12 protein-coding genes are annotated in these 17,246 nt (G+C 47.0%); 3 read left to right on the top strand and 9 right to left on the bottom strand.

What is annotated here, in order from left to right; genetic code table 11:
* The first annotated feature begins 141 nt into the window (after positions 1–141).
* From VFC92_09295 to VFC92_09285, 3 genes are all read left to right on the top strand, one after another.
* Complete coding sequence (locus VFC92_09295) at positions 142–495, top strand: ferritin-like domain-containing protein (protein ID HZK08383.1); 354 nt, start codon at positions 142–144, stop codon at positions 493–495.
* A gap of 7 nt (positions 496–502) precedes the next feature.
* Positions 503–1,297, top strand: a complete 795-nt coding sequence (locus VFC92_09290; protein ID HZK08382.1) for a family 1 encapsulin nanocompartment shell protein — start codon at positions 503–505, stop codon at positions 1,295–1,297.
* Between the two features lie 143 nt (positions 1,298–1,440).
* Positions 1,441–1,968, top strand: coding sequence for a hypothetical protein (locus VFC92_09285; GenBank protein HZK08381.1), 528 nt, complete (start codon positions 1,441–1,443; stop codon positions 1,966–1,968).
* Positions 1,969–2,096: 128 nt separating this feature from the next.
* On the opposite strand, the gene VFC92_09280 is transcribed toward VFC92_09285, so the two are convergent.
* The 9 genes from VFC92_09280 to porU (VFC92_09240) form a co-directional block, all read right to left on the bottom strand.
* Positions 2,097–2,714 (bottom strand): hypothetical protein, encoded by a 618-nt coding sequence (locus VFC92_09280; GenBank protein HZK08380.1) that lies wholly within the window; start codon positions 2,712–2,714, stop codon positions 2,097–2,099.
* A gap of 58 nt (positions 2,715–2,772) precedes the next feature.
* Complete coding sequence (locus VFC92_09275) at positions 2,773–4,674, bottom strand: M1 family metallopeptidase (GenBank protein HZK08379.1); 1,902 nt, start codon at positions 4,672–4,674, stop codon at positions 2,773–2,775.
* A 38-nt stretch (positions 4,675–4,712) separates the two neighbouring features.
* Positions 4,713–5,297: a hypothetical protein gene (locus tag VFC92_09270; protein ID HZK08378.1), complete on the bottom strand. Its 585-nt coding sequence runs from the start codon at positions 5,295–5,297 to the stop codon at positions 4,713–4,715.
* Positions 5,298–5,403: 106 nt separating this feature from the next.
* Positions 5,404–6,471 (bottom strand): lipid A deacylase LpxR family protein, encoded by a 1,068-nt coding sequence (locus VFC92_09265; GenBank protein ID HZK08377.1) that lies wholly within the window; start codon positions 6,469–6,471, stop codon positions 5,404–5,406.
* 164 nt (positions 6,472–6,635) lie between these two features.
* A complete protein-coding gene (locus VFC92_09260; GenBank protein ID HZK08376.1) occupies positions 6,636–7,223 on the bottom strand; it encodes a DUF4251 domain-containing protein in 588 nt (195 codons plus the stop codon).
* A 95-nt stretch (positions 7,224–7,318) separates the two neighbouring features.
* Positions 7,319–7,798: a 2-C-methyl-D-erythritol 2,4-cyclodiphosphate synthase gene (gene ispF, locus VFC92_09255; GenBank protein HZK08375.1), complete on the bottom strand. Its 480-nt coding sequence runs from the start codon at positions 7,796–7,798 to the stop codon at positions 7,319–7,321.
* Positions 7,799–8,011: 213 nt separating this feature from the next.
* On the bottom strand, positions 8,012–9,196 hold the full coding sequence (gene porV, locus VFC92_09250; GenBank protein HZK08374.1) for a type IX secretion system outer membrane channel protein PorV: 1,185 nt from the start codon (positions 9,194–9,196) through the stop codon (positions 8,012–8,014).
* Between the two features lie 92 nt (positions 9,197–9,288).
* Entirely contained in the window at positions 9,289–13,125 is a 3,837-nt protein-coding gene (gene porU, locus VFC92_09245) for a type IX secretion system sortase PorU (protein ID HZK08373.1), read from the bottom strand.
* A 56-nt stretch (positions 13,126–13,181) separates the two neighbouring features.
* Positions 13,182–16,994, bottom strand: a complete 3,813-nt coding sequence (gene porU / locus VFC92_09240) for a type IX secretion system sortase PorU (protein HZK08372.1) — start codon at positions 16,992–16,994, stop codon at positions 13,182–13,184.
* Between the last annotated feature and the right edge of the window lie 252 nt (positions 16,995–17,246).

Raw genomic sequence — 17,246 nt, 5'->3', positions numbered from 1 at the left:
AATCTTTATTCTTCATAAAACTCTCCAATTCCTTTAAGCACAAAGCAATACTATAATATTTGGCATAAGCCTAACGTGGAAACTACAACGGCTTTTGACCGAATTTTGTATATTTGCCTAATCATCTAAAACAAAACAAATATGAACGATTATCACGAACCAGCTGACGAACTCAGCGAATTGACCAGAGATTACACCCGTGCCCTTCGCAGCCTCATCGAGGAAGTGGAAGCAGTGATGTGGTATCAACAACGCGTAGATATCACCAAGGATGAGCAGCTCAAGAAAATTCTGGAGCACAACCGCGACGAAGAAATAGAACACGCCTGTATGGCACTTGAGTATCTGCGGCGCACCATGCCCGCCTGGGACGAAGAGCTTAAGACGTATCTTTTTACCACTGGCGAAATCACCGCAATAGAAGAAGGTGCCACTGACGGTGAAAAAGGAAAAACAGAAGGCAACGAAGATTTAGGAATAGGAAATTTAAAATAAGCAGATTATGGATATTTTAAGAAGATCGCTGGCACCTATCAATGATGCCGCATGGAAAGAAATTAACGAAACGGCTGCCGATGTGATGCGCAACCTGCTCTCTGCACGCAAGATTGTAGATGTGGAAGGGCCTCATGGATGGGATTTTTCGGCTGTATCTACCGGACGCCTTAACCTTAAAAAACCAAAGCCCACTGACCAGGTGCGTTATGGAACCTTTGAGGTGATGCCGCTCATCGAATCGCGCGTTTCATTTAAACTCAACCAATGGGAACTCGACAACATAAGCCGTGGCACCGAAGATCCTGACCTTGACGCGCTGGAAGCGGCAGCACGCAAAATGGCCGATTTTGAAGAAAATGTCATTTATCACGGTTTGCCCGAAGCAGGGGTCAAAGGATTGCTCAAATCATCCGAGCATCAGCCTATTGCTTTTCCCGAAAATCCCGAAGGCATCATCAACGTGATCGCCCGCAGTATCGCCAACTTTACCAAAGCCTCCATCGAAGGGCCTTACAACCTGGTGCTTGGCATACCAAAATGGGAAGAGCTGATGACTTACGTTAAAGGCTATCCGCTGTTTTCACATATCGAACGCATGATGGGCGGTAAAATCATCATCAGCCCGTGCATTACCGAAGGTGCAATGATTTCGACACGTGGTGGCGACTTCAAACTCACCCTTGGCCAGGACTTATCAATAGGCTATGAATCGCATACCCAGGATGAAGTGCAGCTTTATATCACTGAGTCGTTTGTATTTCGCGTCATCGAACCCAAAGCTATAATTGTACTTAAGTAGAGAGGATACAAGATCCTCATAAACGGATTTATCGAGATTTTACTAACCCCGGCCAAAAGGTGCGGGGTTAGTTGTTTTTACTCAGAAATGTTTGACACATCGGATTTATCTATTTTAGCTGCTTTTACTTTCAATTTCAAAGCATGAAAATCCGTTTGTTGGTTTTTCTATTTGTCTTTTCCCTCATTCCGTTTGCCACAGAGGCACAGCAATACCTGGTGGTCGAAAAAACCGGCACGGTCAAAAATTTCAAATATTCGCCGGACAACGACATCGAATTGCTGGTAAACGAAACGCGCATCAAAGGCACCATCACCCACCTTACCGACAGCACGCTAACCATCGACAACACGCTCATCATACCGTTACAACAAATAAAAAAAATGTATCGCTTTCGCGGATTTATCTATAAATTTTCGCGGAAAGCGCTTTTTGGTGGAGGGTTGGTGTACATGGCCATCACTGGTGCAAACGGAATCATCCACAACGAATATCCGCTGATAGACCAAACCACCGCAATTATCGGTGTGTCGATGATGGTAGCAAGTTTTTTATTGAAACCGTTTTTTTATCGTAAGATTCCTATGGATGGCCGTTGGCAAATCAAGGTCATTGATTTTGATGTGCTTGACTATCAAATCCCAAATGATAATAAAACAAATCCCGAATAAATTCCAATATTAAAAATCCAATAACCAAAACTGTTTCGAATGTTTGAATATTGATTTTTGGAATTTATTTGTCATTTGGAATTTGTTCTGTGGGTTTTTGTTGATGCAACATCACAAACAAAAAATAATTACTCTCCTTTATCCGATCGCTTGTCGGAAAACAGATATTGCACCAGCGCATCAAATCCCTGTGGCGGCTTGTAATTATAGCCGGTATGGTAGGTGCTCATTACCTTCAGATATTTTACCCCGTCATCTTCCAGTTCCAGCTCCAGCATGATGCTGCCGTATAGCTGATCGATCGGGTATTTCTCGTTTAGGATGTTGGGTTTCAGATAATGCCTTTCGCAAAAATGCTGAACACCTTCTGCTCCCGCCTTCTCTTCGATTGTAGAGCTGTACAGGCTGTATTGCAGTGTCATCAGCTGCTCGCGCAGAAAGTCGAGCAAAAAACGATAGATTTTTACATCCGTATCTTCCGGCATTTTTATGGTTAGCCCAATGGCGCCTGGGGCAGTGTAAATCGCAATTTGAGTAGTTGACGCATGCGTACTTCGTGCCAGATAGCTTTCCAGCAACTGCTTGTGCAAGGCCTTAGCTTCCGGCGAGTGCTTCCATATCTCAAAATCTTTTTTAAAGGCCTCGTCACGAATCAAAGGCTGGTTTTGACTCGTTTGCGAGTTATCACTTTTGATAAGGTTTGATGCGAAAAGTTTCCTGAAAAGGTCGTCTGGTTGTTTTTTCATGGTCGCTTAGTTTATAATCGATAAACAAGCCGTCGCCATAAAAGTTTGTTATTAAAAATCATAAACGCCGCTGCCACTTGTTGTTGGCGGGGTTGCTGTCGGGAATCCATTCGTTTCCCAATTCAAGTTTTTCGATTGTTTTTTGTGCCGGCACCACTATTTCCAAATCACGCATTCCCTCTTTCCAAACGCTTGCCTTTTCCTCTATCACCGTGCTGGTACCATCGGTAAAATCTATTTGGAGATAAACAGGAACTGGCATAATTCCCAGGCGCTGGATTCGGATGATGTTGCCATCGTCGGGAGGCTTCACGGCCAGGTCGGGGCGACCATGTTCAAAAAACCAGGGGCGCCAGAACCACTCCAGCGATTCACCGCTCACCTGATCGAAGGTAGCAAAAAAGTCGTAAGGCATAGGATGTTTACCCCGCCAGCGCCGCACATATTCGCGCAAAGCGCTACCAAAAACTTCATCGCCAAGTTCCTGGCGCAGCAGATGATAAGCCACCGCCGGACGCTGATAAGCGGCCATTCGCTGACTCGCGTAGTCGTTTAAGATATAGGTGGGAATGATGGGTGGTAGTTCGTTTTCACTTCCTGCGAAAGCAGCATAGCTGCGGATTGAATTCTGCAAATAAACATATCCGGGCGAGACTTGCGCCAGAAATCCTGTGGGGAAATAGTGCGCCCAGCCTTCGTCCATAAAGGCATACTTTCGTTCGTTGGTGCCCATGGAAAAAGGGAAATAGTTGTGAAAAACCTCATGGAATGTGAGTCCCTGCAAGTCGGCCAGGTCGTCGGGAGCACCATCATTGGCGATCATCGGGAACTCCATGCCGCCTGTTTTCAGGCCGCTCGCAAAAACTGTAGTCCGCGGATAAGGAAAAGGTACGCCCGGCCATTCGAACGACATGTATTGCACCGCTTCGCGCGTTATGTCTGCCACCTTTTCGTAGTGCGTCAGTCCGGGAGGATAGACCGCCGAGATAAGCACGCGCCGGCCGGAAGCTAAATCCACCACTGCGCTCGTGGCATCCCACACGGCTATGCTGCTTACCGCAAAAGCAAAGTCGGGCACCAGATCAGCTTTAAATTTCCAGGTGTGGGGGCCTCCGGGTTGTAATTGATCCAACTCATTATAATCGGAAGCTTCGATAATATGATAAACAGCATCACTGTCGGCAGCCTTTTCGAGCAATCGGGCTTTTTCATCACCCAGTACTTCTGCAGGATTTTGCAGCACGCCGGTAGCCCATGATGCAAACCCGCCGGGCACCGTAATATTTACACTAAAATCGTTATGATCATTATAAAACTCAACCATGCCCTGATACTCATGTCTGTCCCAGCCATCGATGTCGTCGTAAACCGCTGTTTGCGGATACCAATAACCGGCAAACAAATGCTCCGGACGGTATTGTCCGATTCGTATAAAATGTTGTTGCGGCATCACGAAATTCCACTCTATCTTCACCTCCGCTGTTTGGTTTGCAAACAAAGGCTTCTGGAGTTGTACTGTCATATTAGTGGCCGAACGCGATACCTTGTTGCCTTTGGTATCAAGGGTTTGGCCGTCGACAGCCAAAGAAGTGACCTGAACTCCATCAGTTAAATCGGACGTTGCGAGAACAAACTGGCGGGCATTTCCTTTTTTATAAATATCCTGATAAAGCCTGAAAACCAGTTCTTGCAGAGTATCGGGGCTGTTGTTGGTGTAAAGGATGGTGGCTTTGCCGCTTATCAAACCTGTGGCGGGCGTTACCTCCACATCGATATCGTAGCTGGCATGGTTTATCCAATAATTGGGACCAGGGTTTCCGTCAGCAGAGCGGGTGCCGACCTGGTAAGCTTTGCGGTAGTTTTCCGACATCTGATCTGCCATTGGCTGACTTTGCACATTTACGACAAGCAAAAAGGCAAACAGAATCAGCGAACCTTTTAACAATCCATTCATTTTCATCAGCTGAATTCAAAAAATTATTGTTGGAATATTACTAACTAAAAACCGGCAACGATGCCCACACTCCAGAAGGGAGCGCCGCTTCGGTAAGGGGAGTTCTCGTCGTTGAGCACATCGAAGAGCACCTGGATATAGGCATAAATGTTTCCGCCGATCTGTTGCGAGAGGCCTCCGCCCAGAAACAGAAAAGGCACCCACTTGCGCGTACCTTCATACTGACCCGAGGGCATCTTTTTTTCGATTTCGTAATTGATGGCGGCATATTCGGCATGCGCATACACCTGCGGAATGATGCGATAGCGGGCAAAAGCTCTGCCCCCATAGTTGCTGGTTTCGTAGGAGCCACCATAATAGCTGTCGTATTTTAAATATTCGTAACCTGGTTGCAAACCAACCGACAATTTGGGTGTGGCTTTGTAGCCAATCAAAGGCCAGATGCCGATGCTGGTGTAACTGCCCAGGCTAAGCACAAAGCTGCCACCAAAGTATAAACGGCTGGCAAAGTCAGATTTTTCTTTTTGCAGTCGCGAGTAAGGATTCACCCGCACCGAATCGTTTTGCTGACCAATCGCCGGCAAATTGAGGGATAGTGCTATAAAGAGGAGTACGACAAGTTTTTTCATAATCAATGTATCAGAACCGTTAATATCGTTTTAATAAGCCAAATCGGCTACTGAATGCTCCCTAACAAACCAGCAGCAGAAATGATTTATTGCTTACCAAATCATTTTAAAACAGAAACCCAATAACAAAATAGCCCCACTTATGCGAAAGAGCGTTTTCAAATTTAGATGAAACCCATTGTCCACCAATTTCTGTAATTACCTTATGGTAACGAAAAGATGCGCCGGCTTTCACTTGCGCCAAAAGGGGATTGATTATTTCAATGGTATGCGGACTCCCACGATTGAATACGCCGCCTTGCAGTGTGGCGTCGTACACCACATAACGTGCGGAGGCTTCAGCAAAAAAGTTGTACTGCATCCCTTCGACAGACAACAGATGCTGCGGTGTAAAGAAAGTTACGCCCTTTCCATAACGTAGCCTTATGCCACCCGAAAAGTCGGTAAGAGGAAGTCCCAGACTGGTAGCGGCCAAAGCGTCAATTTGAAAATCTCCACGATCAAGCAGAAGTTTTTGATAATCCACCAGGTAACTCAACAGCACATCCTGATGTATCTGGAAGTCCCATCCCGGGATTGGCTCGGAAGCTGGCAGCAAGAAATGGATTCCGTTTTGCACAAATTGTCCACCGGCCCAGCGTCCCAACAAGCCAGCCTGTATGGTAGAACTCAGCACATACTGGTGGTCGACATCGTAAAAAGCTCCTTTGAAGCCCAGCAGCAATACGCCGGCATAGGGGCGGTCGTTGAACGACGGATCGCCCAGCACATTGCGAGGCGTATATATCTCGTGCTTTAGCACCAGACTGTAAATGGGTTTGGAATCCACCAACGGATCAAATAACAACCTGGACAATACTGAATTGCCTAATTGCTGACGATGATATTCTATTTCAACTCCATTGGTGTAGTAGCGGTCGGTAAGGAAAAAAAAATCGTTGGCCCACAGCACCTGAAGCCGCTGCGGATAATCAATAACTTCTTCGGGCACCAGGTAGCGCTGAAATCCTTGTGCAGAAACGAAAGCGGTGCAAAGCACGAATGCAGCAAGAAAAGCGAAATGAAGATAAAGTTTTGATAGCCAATCGAACATGTCCACAAAAATACCATAAAACCAATGCTGTAAAACCGGAACAAGTTCTTTCGCAACAGGACTGCAAACAATTGTTAACACGACTTATTGGGGCTATTCGTAAAGCTGAAGATTTTCTTGATGGAAGCTCCAGACAACAATATTCAAATGACTAATAAATCTCAAAACCCAAATTTCTTCTCTTTTTTTGGATTTGAAATTGTCTATCTTTTCCCTTTCGGAATTTCTATCATTACAAACTCACCTTAAAACTCGGCGCCTTCGTAAACCGGGACTTCCTGTGGCAGTTTCACAGGCCCGCGCATTATAAATGCACGCCCGCTAAAGACACCATCCACATCTATCACGGCCATATCGTTGCCATTGAGGGTGATAGAAATTCGCGCGGTACCTATTGCACCCTGAAGCGTAAAGGTCATAAACAGTTGCTGTTTCTTCGTGCTCTCGTTGATCTTCACGTTGGCCAAAAAGCCTTTTAGCGTAATTCCGCCCAGATTGTTGGGACTGGCGGTGCGCAAAAAATCACTGCTTACCTGCATCGTGGCCATTTTGCCCTCTACCTTCAGAAAGTTAATGCTGCTTTGTACGGGCAAATACATCACGCCATCACGAAACTGAAGGCTTTCGGCACGTACAACAAAAGCCGAATCCAGAATGGCTTGTCGCGCCTCGAGATAATGCTGGTTTTGTTCGGACTTCTGACGCTCTTTTCGTTCAGCTTTGGTTTCGCTATTTTGCTGCTGTGCCATCAGAGATGCCGGATGCAGACATAACATAGCAATCAGTATCAACAGCGCTCCACGAAACATTATCATTACCTTCTTGTATTTCATTGTTTTTTCTTTTTTAATAAATAAAAAATGAGTGCCTGAAAGTAGCCAGAAATGTGCCACAGAAAAATGCAAAACAGACTGGCCTCTTGAGCATTTTACTTTTTAAACACAAGCGCCACCGCATAAGCACTCAGTCCTTCTTCGCGGCCTTCGAAGCCCATTCGCTCGGTGGTGGAAGCTTTCACAGAAATTCGATCCAAAGAAACATTGGCTGCCGCGGCAAGTGCCTGCTGCATCTGCGGAATGTAGGGCGACAAGCGTGGTTTCTGCAAAACTACCGTAGCATCAATATTGCCAATGGCAAAACCATTGTCGGCCAGCATCGCCACCACGTACTTTAGCAGCAGCGTGCTATCGATGTCTTTGAAAGCGGCATCCTTATCGGAAAAATGAAAACCGATGTCGCGTAGGTTGGCAGCGCCCAGCAACGCATCACAAATAGCATGTATCAGCACATCGCCATCAGAATGTCCCAACGATCCGCTGTGGTGCGGGATGTGTACACCACCAATCATCAGCCGCCGTCCTTCGGCAAGCTGATGTACATCATATCCAAAACCTATCCGAAAATCCATAGACTGCTTTTTAATTCACGAAAGTAATTTTAAAATCTGATTTAGGAAAGGGAGAATTTGTCGGGTTGTCGGGATTGAAGTTTATTAGGATTTTGGAATTCCCATTTTCAGGCTTCAATGTGGGGAAGTTGGGACATAAAAAAACCGGGAGAAATGATTTTCTCCCGGTCATAGTTCTATAAATTTAACACTTACTAAAGGGAATCTTTGCTACTAAAAATCAGCAAAGTCGAAGCTAAGGGTAAAACGCAATGTGTTTTCCAATGGGTTTTGTTGCTCCAACGGAATCAAATAAGAGAAATCCAATCCAAACACATTGTACTTGAGCCCTGCTCCCAGAGTGAAATATTTACGATTTCCTTTGTTTTTATTTTCATAAAAGAAACCACCACGAACAGCGAAAACCTTGTTGTACCAGTATTCGACGCCTGTGGCGAAATAAAATTCACGCAACTCTTCCTCGAAGCCGCCGGGCGCATCGTACCACGACTGGAATACACCTTCGATAGGGCCTACATCCGGATTCATACCGCCTCGGATTACCGGAAATCCTTCAGCATTGGTCGAGTCAGGGAAATAATCTGGCGGGGTGGGTACCAACAGCTTGTTTACATCAAGCATAAAGGACAACCGATTATAATCGTCCAGGTCGAGTGTCAGGCGCGGCCCGATACGCAGGTTGGTAGGAATAAAATCTTTTTGGGTGGTAGCATCAGAGTATGAAATTTTAGATCCGATATTGGAAATATTAATACCCAAAGCAAATTCGGCATATTCAAAGTTGCTCCAGTCGAGTTCGCGCTGATGATACACCGCAATGTCGGCTGCCACTGACTGTCCGGGCTTGGTAGCCTGTCCTGAAACACTCACGCCCTGTGTAAGGTTAGAGTGGATGTAGCGAGCGGCGACGGCTCCTGACCAGGTTTCGGAGAATTTACGGCTGTAGGTAGCATCCACCGAAAACTCGTTGGGCCGGTAGTTGCCAATGAGTCCACCTTCGATGTTGGTAAATTGAATATCACCCAAAGTAAAATAAAGCAACGAAGCCGCAACCGTTTGCTTGTCGTCGATACGATAAAAGCCTGACACATAGGCCAGGTTGATGTCGCTGACCAATGCACGCAGCCACGGGCTGTACGATGCCGAGAAGCCGGCTTTGGATTCGATAAAAGCGTATTTGGCAGGATTCCAGTGCATGGAGGCGGCATCGGGCGTGGTGGCAGCACCAACATCGCCCATGGCACCCGAACGGGCATCGGAGGCTATCAGCAGAAATGGCACTGCCGTAGTGATGGTGTTGGTTTGCCCGAGATAGTTGGGTTTCTCATTACCCTGCGACCAGGCCAGGTTTGTCAGCATCAAACATGCAGTAACGACTACAAGGGTTTTTTTAATCATAAAGATCGGATTTACTTTTTGTTGAAATAATGAAGGTAAACGGTCATTCATTTTTAATATTGTTTTATGTTATCGACCAGAAACCGTCGGGATTAGTCTGTAATAATGAGTTTTTGCACCCGTTCGGTAAACTGGCCTTTGAAGTTGCCGACGCGCATGCGATATATGTACATGCCCGCCGCCAGCTTCTCGCCGCCGCGGCTGGTGCCGTCCCAGTAAATGGGTTCGATAGCATAGCCGCTTGTGGAAACTGTTTGCGATTCCAGCGTTTTTACCAACTTACCATAAAAATCGTAAATTTCGACAGTAGCCGTCAGATTTCCTTCGAATTGATTGTGGCGGAAGGTAAACCAGGTCCCGTCGCGGAATGGGTTGGGAAAGTTAAAAACATTGAGCAGGCTTACGCCAATACTGTCTGAGACAAAAAACTCCAGTGTCTTTTCCGAAGAATTGTTATACATATCCCAGGCGCGCAAACGCAGCGTGTGCATCCCGTTGGATAATGGCCCGAGCGGCAGTGCAATGTTTCCGCTGCTGTGGTCGTCCAGTTCGGGATCAAAAAGATGGTTGAGGATTATCGAGTGATAAGTATTTCCATCGATGGTAAGCACAATGTCGTGTCCAATGCCGGTACCGGTAGCGTTGATGCCCGACGGGTCGGAAAGACGCGCCAGAAACAGTGGCTCAGGATTGATGGCCGTTCCGGGTAAAAAAGTGCTGTCGTTAAGAAACATTTTGATGTCGGGGCCTTCCGTGTCGGCTTGTGCATTTTGCGGCGTGCCGCCCACCATCACTCCTGAAAAGTAGCCACTGGCATCGCGCGTGCTGTCAACAGCATAATAGCTCAGCTTTCCGTAGCCAAAATTATAGTCGATGTCGCGCGGGAGCATGAATGTGTAGGTAAATCTTCCGTTTTTGACGCTGGCTTTTCCCTGACACAGGATGGTATTTTGTAATTTAAAAGTGTACGGATAGCTATCGTGTGCTGAGCCCAATGTGGTAACATCCTCAGGTTTGTCGTAAAGCACCGGGTAGATGGTTCCGTTAAAATCGGTAAGCACCATTCCAGGAGAATTATGTTGCTGCACATGCCCGCTGATGGTGATGGTGCTATTGGCGCTCAACGTATCTTTAAAATGAATAGCCGGCTGTCCGTTGATGGAATCAGTGATGATGTCGTGCTGAGGCATTGCCAATCTGAGTGCAGGATCGCCGAGCAGCACAAAGTTTAAAAGACTGGAGCTGGTCGGCAGTTTCGATTTCATAATCAAATCCCCAAAGCGGATATCGTTGCCGCCGTGTATCATAAAAAGGGTGTCGTAAATGCGCTTGTTGAGGATCAGGTTCACGCTTGCAAAAGCAACGCGCACCGTTGTCAGCAATGCGATGCCCCCACCGTGCGGATTGAGCAGCACCAGCTCGCCGGCGGAGGTGAGTGCGGGATTATCAAAACGGCTAAACTCGCACGTAGCTGTAATTACGAGCGGCAGCCGCTCGTAGTTTTTCCAGGAGAGTATGTCAGTGATCTCTACCACTCCTTCGCCGGTAAGACCGGTTTCGCCGCCATGACCGGTATAATTCACTATCAAAGCGCCTTCCTGCATCTGATCGTTGAAAGCTTTGTTGGCCTGCGGAAAAGTGTTTCCGTTGGCGGTGCTTTCGAGCGGATAGGCATCTATATAAATTTTGTTGATGTTCACATCGCGGTTTTTACGCATGATGTTGCGCACCAGGATGGTATCGGCTTGCATCACGTGCAGGTTGCCATTTCCATCGTCGGCCATAAAGCACAATTGGTTGCGCCAGGCGCCCTGATTTTTGCTGTTAAGACGCATGTATCTTTCTACTTTGTCCACCATATCGGTAGCCTGTCGTTGCGTAACCACCGGAAATCTTCCTATGCCCAGGTCGATGCTCCCCGACGATTCCAGACCTTCACCCGGATCCATCATACCAAAAAAGTCGTCGGTGGCAAAAGAGCCGGCATACCAGTGCGAATTTCTGGCAGCAAACGTAGGAACCATATTTTGATTCTCGCCAACACGGTTTTTGGGATCATAGGAAGCGTCGCCAAAGAGCAACAGATACTTGAGCTTTGGCGCTTCCGGCGAGCGGTAATAAATCATCCTAACAAAATCCCGGATAGCTGACGGGTCGGCTATTCCCGAACCAAACTCATTATAAATCTGGTCGGTAGTTACCACATGAACCACCATATTATCCACCTCTTCGTGAAGTGCTTTGAGCCGCTCGGCCTGCGGCAAAAACAGCGGATGGGTGACGATGACAAAATCAGCAGCGCCAAGTTGATGCAGATTTTGGTTTTCGACAGAACCCATCAATTGCGGCGAACGATAATCATTGGCCGTAAAGCCTACAAATTCATTGATGGTTTCGGATTGAATGATGAATTTGCACACGCCATCATCAAAAGTGGTAGCCATCTGGCAGGGCAACAATGGATTGGTGATATTCCAAACATTAAAATTCGTTTCGGCATTACCAATTACATACTGGCTCACACGATTTGGAATTGCCTGCAGGCGATTTCTGAACGAGAAGAATTTACCATCGTACACCAAATGACTCGTAACATTTACGGTAACAAAATTCAACCATCCCGTCGAAAAATTGTCGGGCCTGAGGTAGCTGATGTTAATGGTTACGTCGGGTGTGTCGTTAATTTCAAACCAACGCGCTTTGTTAGAAACGTTGGCATATTTGGTAGCCGAATTCATAACAACGTAACTCACGTTGTCGTAATAAACGGAGTCGCCGTTTGCACAGATCACAAATTTACTAGTGATTGCTGAGCGCGCGGCAAAGTCGGTACTGATGTAGGTGTTGGAGCTTACGTCGCGGTGCGGGAAAGGGAAGAAGAAGTCGTAGCTCAACTGTTCGCTAAAGGTTTCGCCGTACCATTCGCGGCCCGATCGGATAAGATTGATGGAGTCGATTTCGTGCGTGGCAAAATCATCGTAGGTAGTTACAATATTTTCGGCCGACAGGATCTGTTGCGGCTGCACCTCAATACGTTTACCCGCAGTGGCTGAGGTGGTAACATAATAAAAGGCTGTGTCCGAAAACTTATTCAGCGAATATTCATAAGCCTGCTTCATATTGTTGTAGTTCCAGGCATGTGGCGATTGCCCATAGAAAACGAAGTAGTCGCCGGCATCGAAGGAGCCATCGCCGTCGTCGAACATTTCGATGGCATTTTCCTGCAAGTCGTCGTAGCGAAACACATCGTTGAGCTGCGGCAACATGCCGCCACCATTGCCATACACAGCTATTGCCGAAGAGGGAACGCTACCCGCCACACCGAGCTGTTGCAAATGATCGTAGGTAACTTTATAAATACCATCGGTGAGGATGCCGATTTTAAACCACACTCCGGTGGCCAGCACCGAATTGTCGGCATAGTCAGGGATGGAATCGTGCTTTACGCGGATATTTGCTCCGTAAGGCGACACCTCCCATGAAAGATCAAATGAGATTATCTTTTCGAAATTGCCGGAGGTTGCATTGAAGCGCAGTGGCATCAACCGGAAAATGGTGTGCCGCTCGCCACGTGTCACGGCAATCTGCTCCAAATGTTGTGGTGCGTCAGTGATCAGTTGCGTGTCTTCGATCAAATCCATATCCGCAGCTACGGGAGCATATTGCACATTTTTTAATTCAAAATTAAGACGCTCTGTATTTTCGTCCATCGGGATGCGCCGGGTAAAAACGGGCAGCAGTCCGAAGCTGTCAACAAAGGTAGCCTCGTCGAAATTCAGTACCAGCTCCGTCGATTCTTTTGCAGAAGCAACCCACGGCACCGGAGCGTTCCACTGCAAAAGGTGATGCTCAGAAACCGTCTGGCTGTCGGCATCAAAAGCTGCCGTGAACAAAATCAGCAGCAGCAAAGGTTTATAAAAAATTTTCATAGTATCCTCAAAGAATTATCAGCAATTTTATTTATCAAAAATACTTTTTTAAAAAACTAACGTGCAATCACGAGTTTACTTACCGCAGAGGCCGCACGTCCGATTTCATCTTTAATTTGCACCCTGTACACATACACGCCGCCACCCAGGCGCCGGCCACTGTCGGTGGTGCCGTCCCAACGGATAGGCTCGGCATAGAAACCACTGCTCAGGTTGTTTTGTTGCAAGGTAGTCAACAGCCGGCCGCTGAGGTCGTAAATTTCTATTTTCACTTCTGTAAGCTCGTTGGCCTGATTGTGATTGTACTCAAACCAGGTTTCGTTGGTAAAAGGATTTGGATAGCTGTAGATTTTATCAATAACGATCTGATCGTTACCCACCACAACAAATTTAAGCGATGCTTCGGAGGAGTTATTAAAAACATCCCACACCCTGAAAGTAACCAAATGCTCGCCCGGTTCCAGGTTGCTAAAAGGGAAACGCACCGTGCCGCTGGTGTAACCTTTGGCAGCCGACTCATAATAATCGTTTAGTTTAAAAGGCTTTTCAGTATCTCCGTCGAGCACAGCGGTAATGTCGTGACCAATGCTGTTGCCCACAGTGTTTATACCGCTTCGGTCGAATACGTGCGCCAGTAGCACAGGGTTTTCGTTGGTAAAGTCGCCCCAGCGGAAGGTGGTGTCGTTCATATAAAGGTCTATCTCCGGACCCTCTTTATCGGCTGTGGTGTTTTCGTCGAAACCGCCAACGATAAGGTTAAAATCATATCCATTGGCCGTTTTCACGCCGTCTTCGGCAAAATAGCTGATTTTGCCCTGTCCGTAATTGTAGGCTATGTCGATGGGAACGATAAAACTGAAAGAGAAAACGCCGTTCGTCACCTCGGTCTGTCCTTTGTAAATTACATTTTTGCGCAGTTTGAAAGTGCGCACCAGGCTCGAAGGGTCTTGTCCCAGCGTACTTTCCACCGATTCTTTGTCGTAAACAATGGCTTTTAATACCCCGTTAAAATCCGACTGAACGGCACCATTGTTATCGGTAACGATTCCCTCTATTTTTACATTCGACAACGCTCTGATTGTATCAGCCACTTGCCCGGTTTCTGTAAAAGTGATGGCGGTAGTGTGCACTTCGTAATCAGGATAAGCAATTTTGAGCGCCGGATCACCGATCAACAGAAACTTCAGACCATTGCCCAGCGTATTGCTCTCGCGTTTGGCCAAGCGGATAAGATCGCCCATAGCGTAGTAAGCGCCATTATTTTTGGAAAACATCTTTTGATAAAGCTTTTCGTTGAGGCTGTAATTGGAGCCGGCGTAAGTGGCGCGTGCAGTTGTAAATAGCGCGATGCCACCGCCTTTGGGATTCAGGAAAACATACTCGCCTGCCGAGGTGCGACCGGGATCATCATAGCGGGCAAACTCACAGGTAGCGGTGATAAATACCGCCATCTTGTCGAAATTTTTCCAGCTGTTGATGTCAGAATTTTGCAGAACACGCTCATGTGCCCAGCCCACCTCGCCACCGTGGCCTGTATAATTCATAACGAGCGTACCTTTTTCGATGCGGCTATTGATGGCCTCATTCACTTCAGGATAGCGCTGTCCACCGGCAGTAGTCTGCTGTGTGTAGGCATCAAGATAAATCTTGTCGGTGTTGTATTGTGGATAATAATTCTCGATAAGCTTTGCCAGATCGTCGGCCTGATTGGTGTGCAAATTGCCTTCTTCGTCATCGCCCACAAAAGTCATCACATTGCGCCAATCGTCCATACATTTGCGGCTGGTGGCATAATGGATTACCTTGTCCACACTTCGCCTGGCTTCTTCGGGAGAAGTCACCACAAAGCGCCCGATGCCAATATCCACCAAATCTCTTTCGCTTACACTTTCGTTTGGATCGAGAAATCCGAAATAGTCGTCGGTGGCAAAAGAGGCGATATAGGAGAGCGAATTAGGGGATTCGTAAGTCGGGACAAAGTTGGTATTGTTTTGCACCCGGTCTTTGTAGTCGTAGGAAGCATCGCCAAAAAGCAGCAGATAGCGCGGCATCACCTCACCATTGTCGGCACGGGTATAAAACATGCGCATCATCTCTTTGATGGCGGTGATATCCTGCGCTCCCGACGAAAATTCGTTGTACACAGCCTGCGGCGCAGTAACCAGCACAGACAGGTTAGAAAAATCACGATGGAAATCGGCCAGGCGATTGGCCTGCTCCATAAAGTCGGGATGTGAAACGATGACGTAGTCGATGTTGCGCTGGGCGTGCAGGTTTTGGTTGGCCACCGTTCCGGCTGCTTCTGCAGTTAGAAACTGGCTGCCATCGAAAGCGATAAATTGGCGGATTACGGGTGTTTCGAGGCGGAAGCGCAGGGCATTATTTTGAGGCGTGGTTTGCACCTGCTGCGCATCGGTTGGCGAAGTTACGTCCCAGACTTTAACTCCTGAGGCTGCATTCCCGAGTACAAATTGGGTGATCTCTCCTTCTCCGAAGGTATCGGTATTTCTAAAATCCATTTGCGACCCGTCGAAAACCAGATTGCGCAACACATTTAGTTCGATGTAATCGAGCCAGCCAATGGAGCTGTTTGCGGATTTGTTGTACTTGAGACTTACATTCACATCGCTGCCCGAAATCTCCAGCCGCTTTGTGATCGTATTGTCTTTGCCGTAATCGCCCTGTGAAGTTTCGGGAGCACCCTGGATAGGAATGGTTGCAACATTGTTACCATTCATCGAAACTGAAAACGAGGAAGAAACTATTGATTTTGCAACAGCTCTTATCATCAGGGTGTGTTCAGCTGAGGTAACTATATTGGGAAATGAAAAAGAAAAGTTGTGGGTTGTCTGCACATCAAAGACCTCTCCCAGCCATTGGCGGCCGGTTTTATAAACGCTCAGATTGTCCTTCTCATGAAACTTGTGATCGACAAAAGTGGTGGCCTCGTGCGTAGCGGCCTGCGTGGCCTGTGGAAGCGTAGCGATGCGTTTTCCTGTACCGGCACTAATAGTGATAAAATAATAAGTGTAATCGGAATAAATATTTTGTTGATGATCAAACTTCAGCGCGGTAGGATTGTACTTCCATGCGTTTGGCGATTGGCCATAAAACAGGAAATAGTCGCCCGGATCGAAGCGCCCGTCGCCGCCATCCATCATTTGAATAGCGTTTTCGATGAGATCGTCGGGGCGGTATTCGCTGTTGGCTTCGGGCAGCATGCCGCCGCCATTGCCGTAAAGGCGAACTGTAGCCGAACTCACTCCCGATAGATTCATGCCCATTTGCGTAAGCTGTTCATAGGTAACTTTGTAAATGCCGGTTTCCTGCACACTTATCCTGAACCACTCGCCATTGGCCAACACCGAGTTGGCGGCATATTCCTTAGCGGCTGTTGTATTTTTTAATCCTTCCACAGGCGTCAGCTTCAGATCGAACGATACCAGTTTCTCATATTTCCCGCTGAGCATGCTGAGCCTGAAAGGAAGCAAATGCACCATGGCAACGGATACTCCGCGCGCTCCGGCAATGTGGCTTTGTGGTTCAATGGTCGGCGTGATCATTATCAGATTATCCACCAGCATCAGCTCGTCAGGCGTCAATGGCAAATATTGCGGATTGAGCAGTTTTGCTTTCACCGCTGTGGCTGCATTTTCCAGAGGAACCTTGATCGAAAACAGAGGCAGATTTGCGTATTGAATTCCGTAATCAGCGCCCTTGAAAAACAAGCGCGAAGTTTTAGGTGCTTCGGGTGTAGGCTGCTCATGGATCATTTGCCACGTGAGCTGGTAATGTTGCACCAATTCGCCGGCAGATGCCATGACGGAAAATAGTACCAGAAAAACTGTAAAAAAATGACGCTTGATCATAGGATTATTATTTTATTAAAAAAAGAGCCAACACCATGATGCAGACAATTGTTTATGGGAGTTGTTTTTGCTGATGCTGCTGTCCTTCACCCGGATAACTACCAGATATTAATAGCTTGAAAAACGAAACTTTTTGGGCAATATTGCCGTTTTTCCGTTTGCTTCCTTGCTCTGCCTATATTTGCACGCTGAGAGCATCAGAACGATCGTTGTTAAAATATCCCGAAAAATAAAGAGTTAATAATCACGTGA

It is taken from the genome of Bacteroidales bacterium (assembly GCA_035647615.1).
Classification (GTDB): Bacteria; Bacteroidota; Bacteroidia; order Bacteroidales; family 4484-276; genus SABY01.
This window is presented reverse-complemented; position numbering and strand designations above follow the sequence as displayed.

What these genes read in the sequence shown, in the direction of transcription:
- porU (HZK08372.1), bottom strand. Translation starts at nt 16,994, where the DNA reads ATGATCAAGCGTCATTTTTTTACAGTTTTTCTGGTACTATTTTCCGTC.
- VFC92_09270 (HZK08378.1), bottom strand. Translation starts at nt 5,297, where the DNA reads ATGAAAAAACTTGTCGTACTCCTCTTTATAGCACTATCCCTCAATTTG.
- porU (HZK08373.1), bottom strand. Translation starts at nt 13,125, where the DNA reads ATGAAAATTTTTTATAAACCTTTGCTGCTGCTGATTTTGTTCACGGCA.
- VFC92_09285 (HZK08381.1), top strand. Translation starts at nt 1,441, where the DNA reads ATGAAAATCCGTTTGTTGGTTTTTCTATTTGTCTTTTCCCTCATTCCG.
- VFC92_09275 (HZK08379.1), bottom strand. Translation starts at nt 4,674, where the DNA reads ATGAAAATGAATGGATTGTTAAAAGGTTCGCTGATTCTGTTTGCCTTT.
- VFC92_09295 (HZK08383.1), top strand. Translation starts at nt 142, where the DNA reads ATGAACGATTATCACGAACCAGCTGACGAACTCAGCGAATTGACCAGA.
- ispF (HZK08375.1), bottom strand. Translation starts at nt 7,798, where the DNA reads ATGGATTTTCGGATAGGTTTTGGATATGATGTACATCAGCTTGCCGAA.
- VFC92_09290 (HZK08382.1), top strand. Translation starts at nt 503, where the DNA reads ATGGATATTTTAAGAAGATCGCTGGCACCTATCAATGATGCCGCATGG.
- VFC92_09260 (HZK08376.1), bottom strand. Translation starts at nt 7,223, where the DNA reads ATGAAATACAAGAAGGTAATGATAATGTTTCGTGGAGCGCTGTTGATA.
- VFC92_09280 (HZK08380.1), bottom strand. Translation starts at nt 2,714, where the DNA reads ATGAAAAAACAACCAGACGACCTTTTCAGGAAACTTTTCGCATCAAAC.
- porV (HZK08374.1), bottom strand. Translation starts at nt 9,196, where the DNA reads ATGATTAAAAAAACCCTTGTAGTCGTTACTGCATGTTTGATGCTGACA.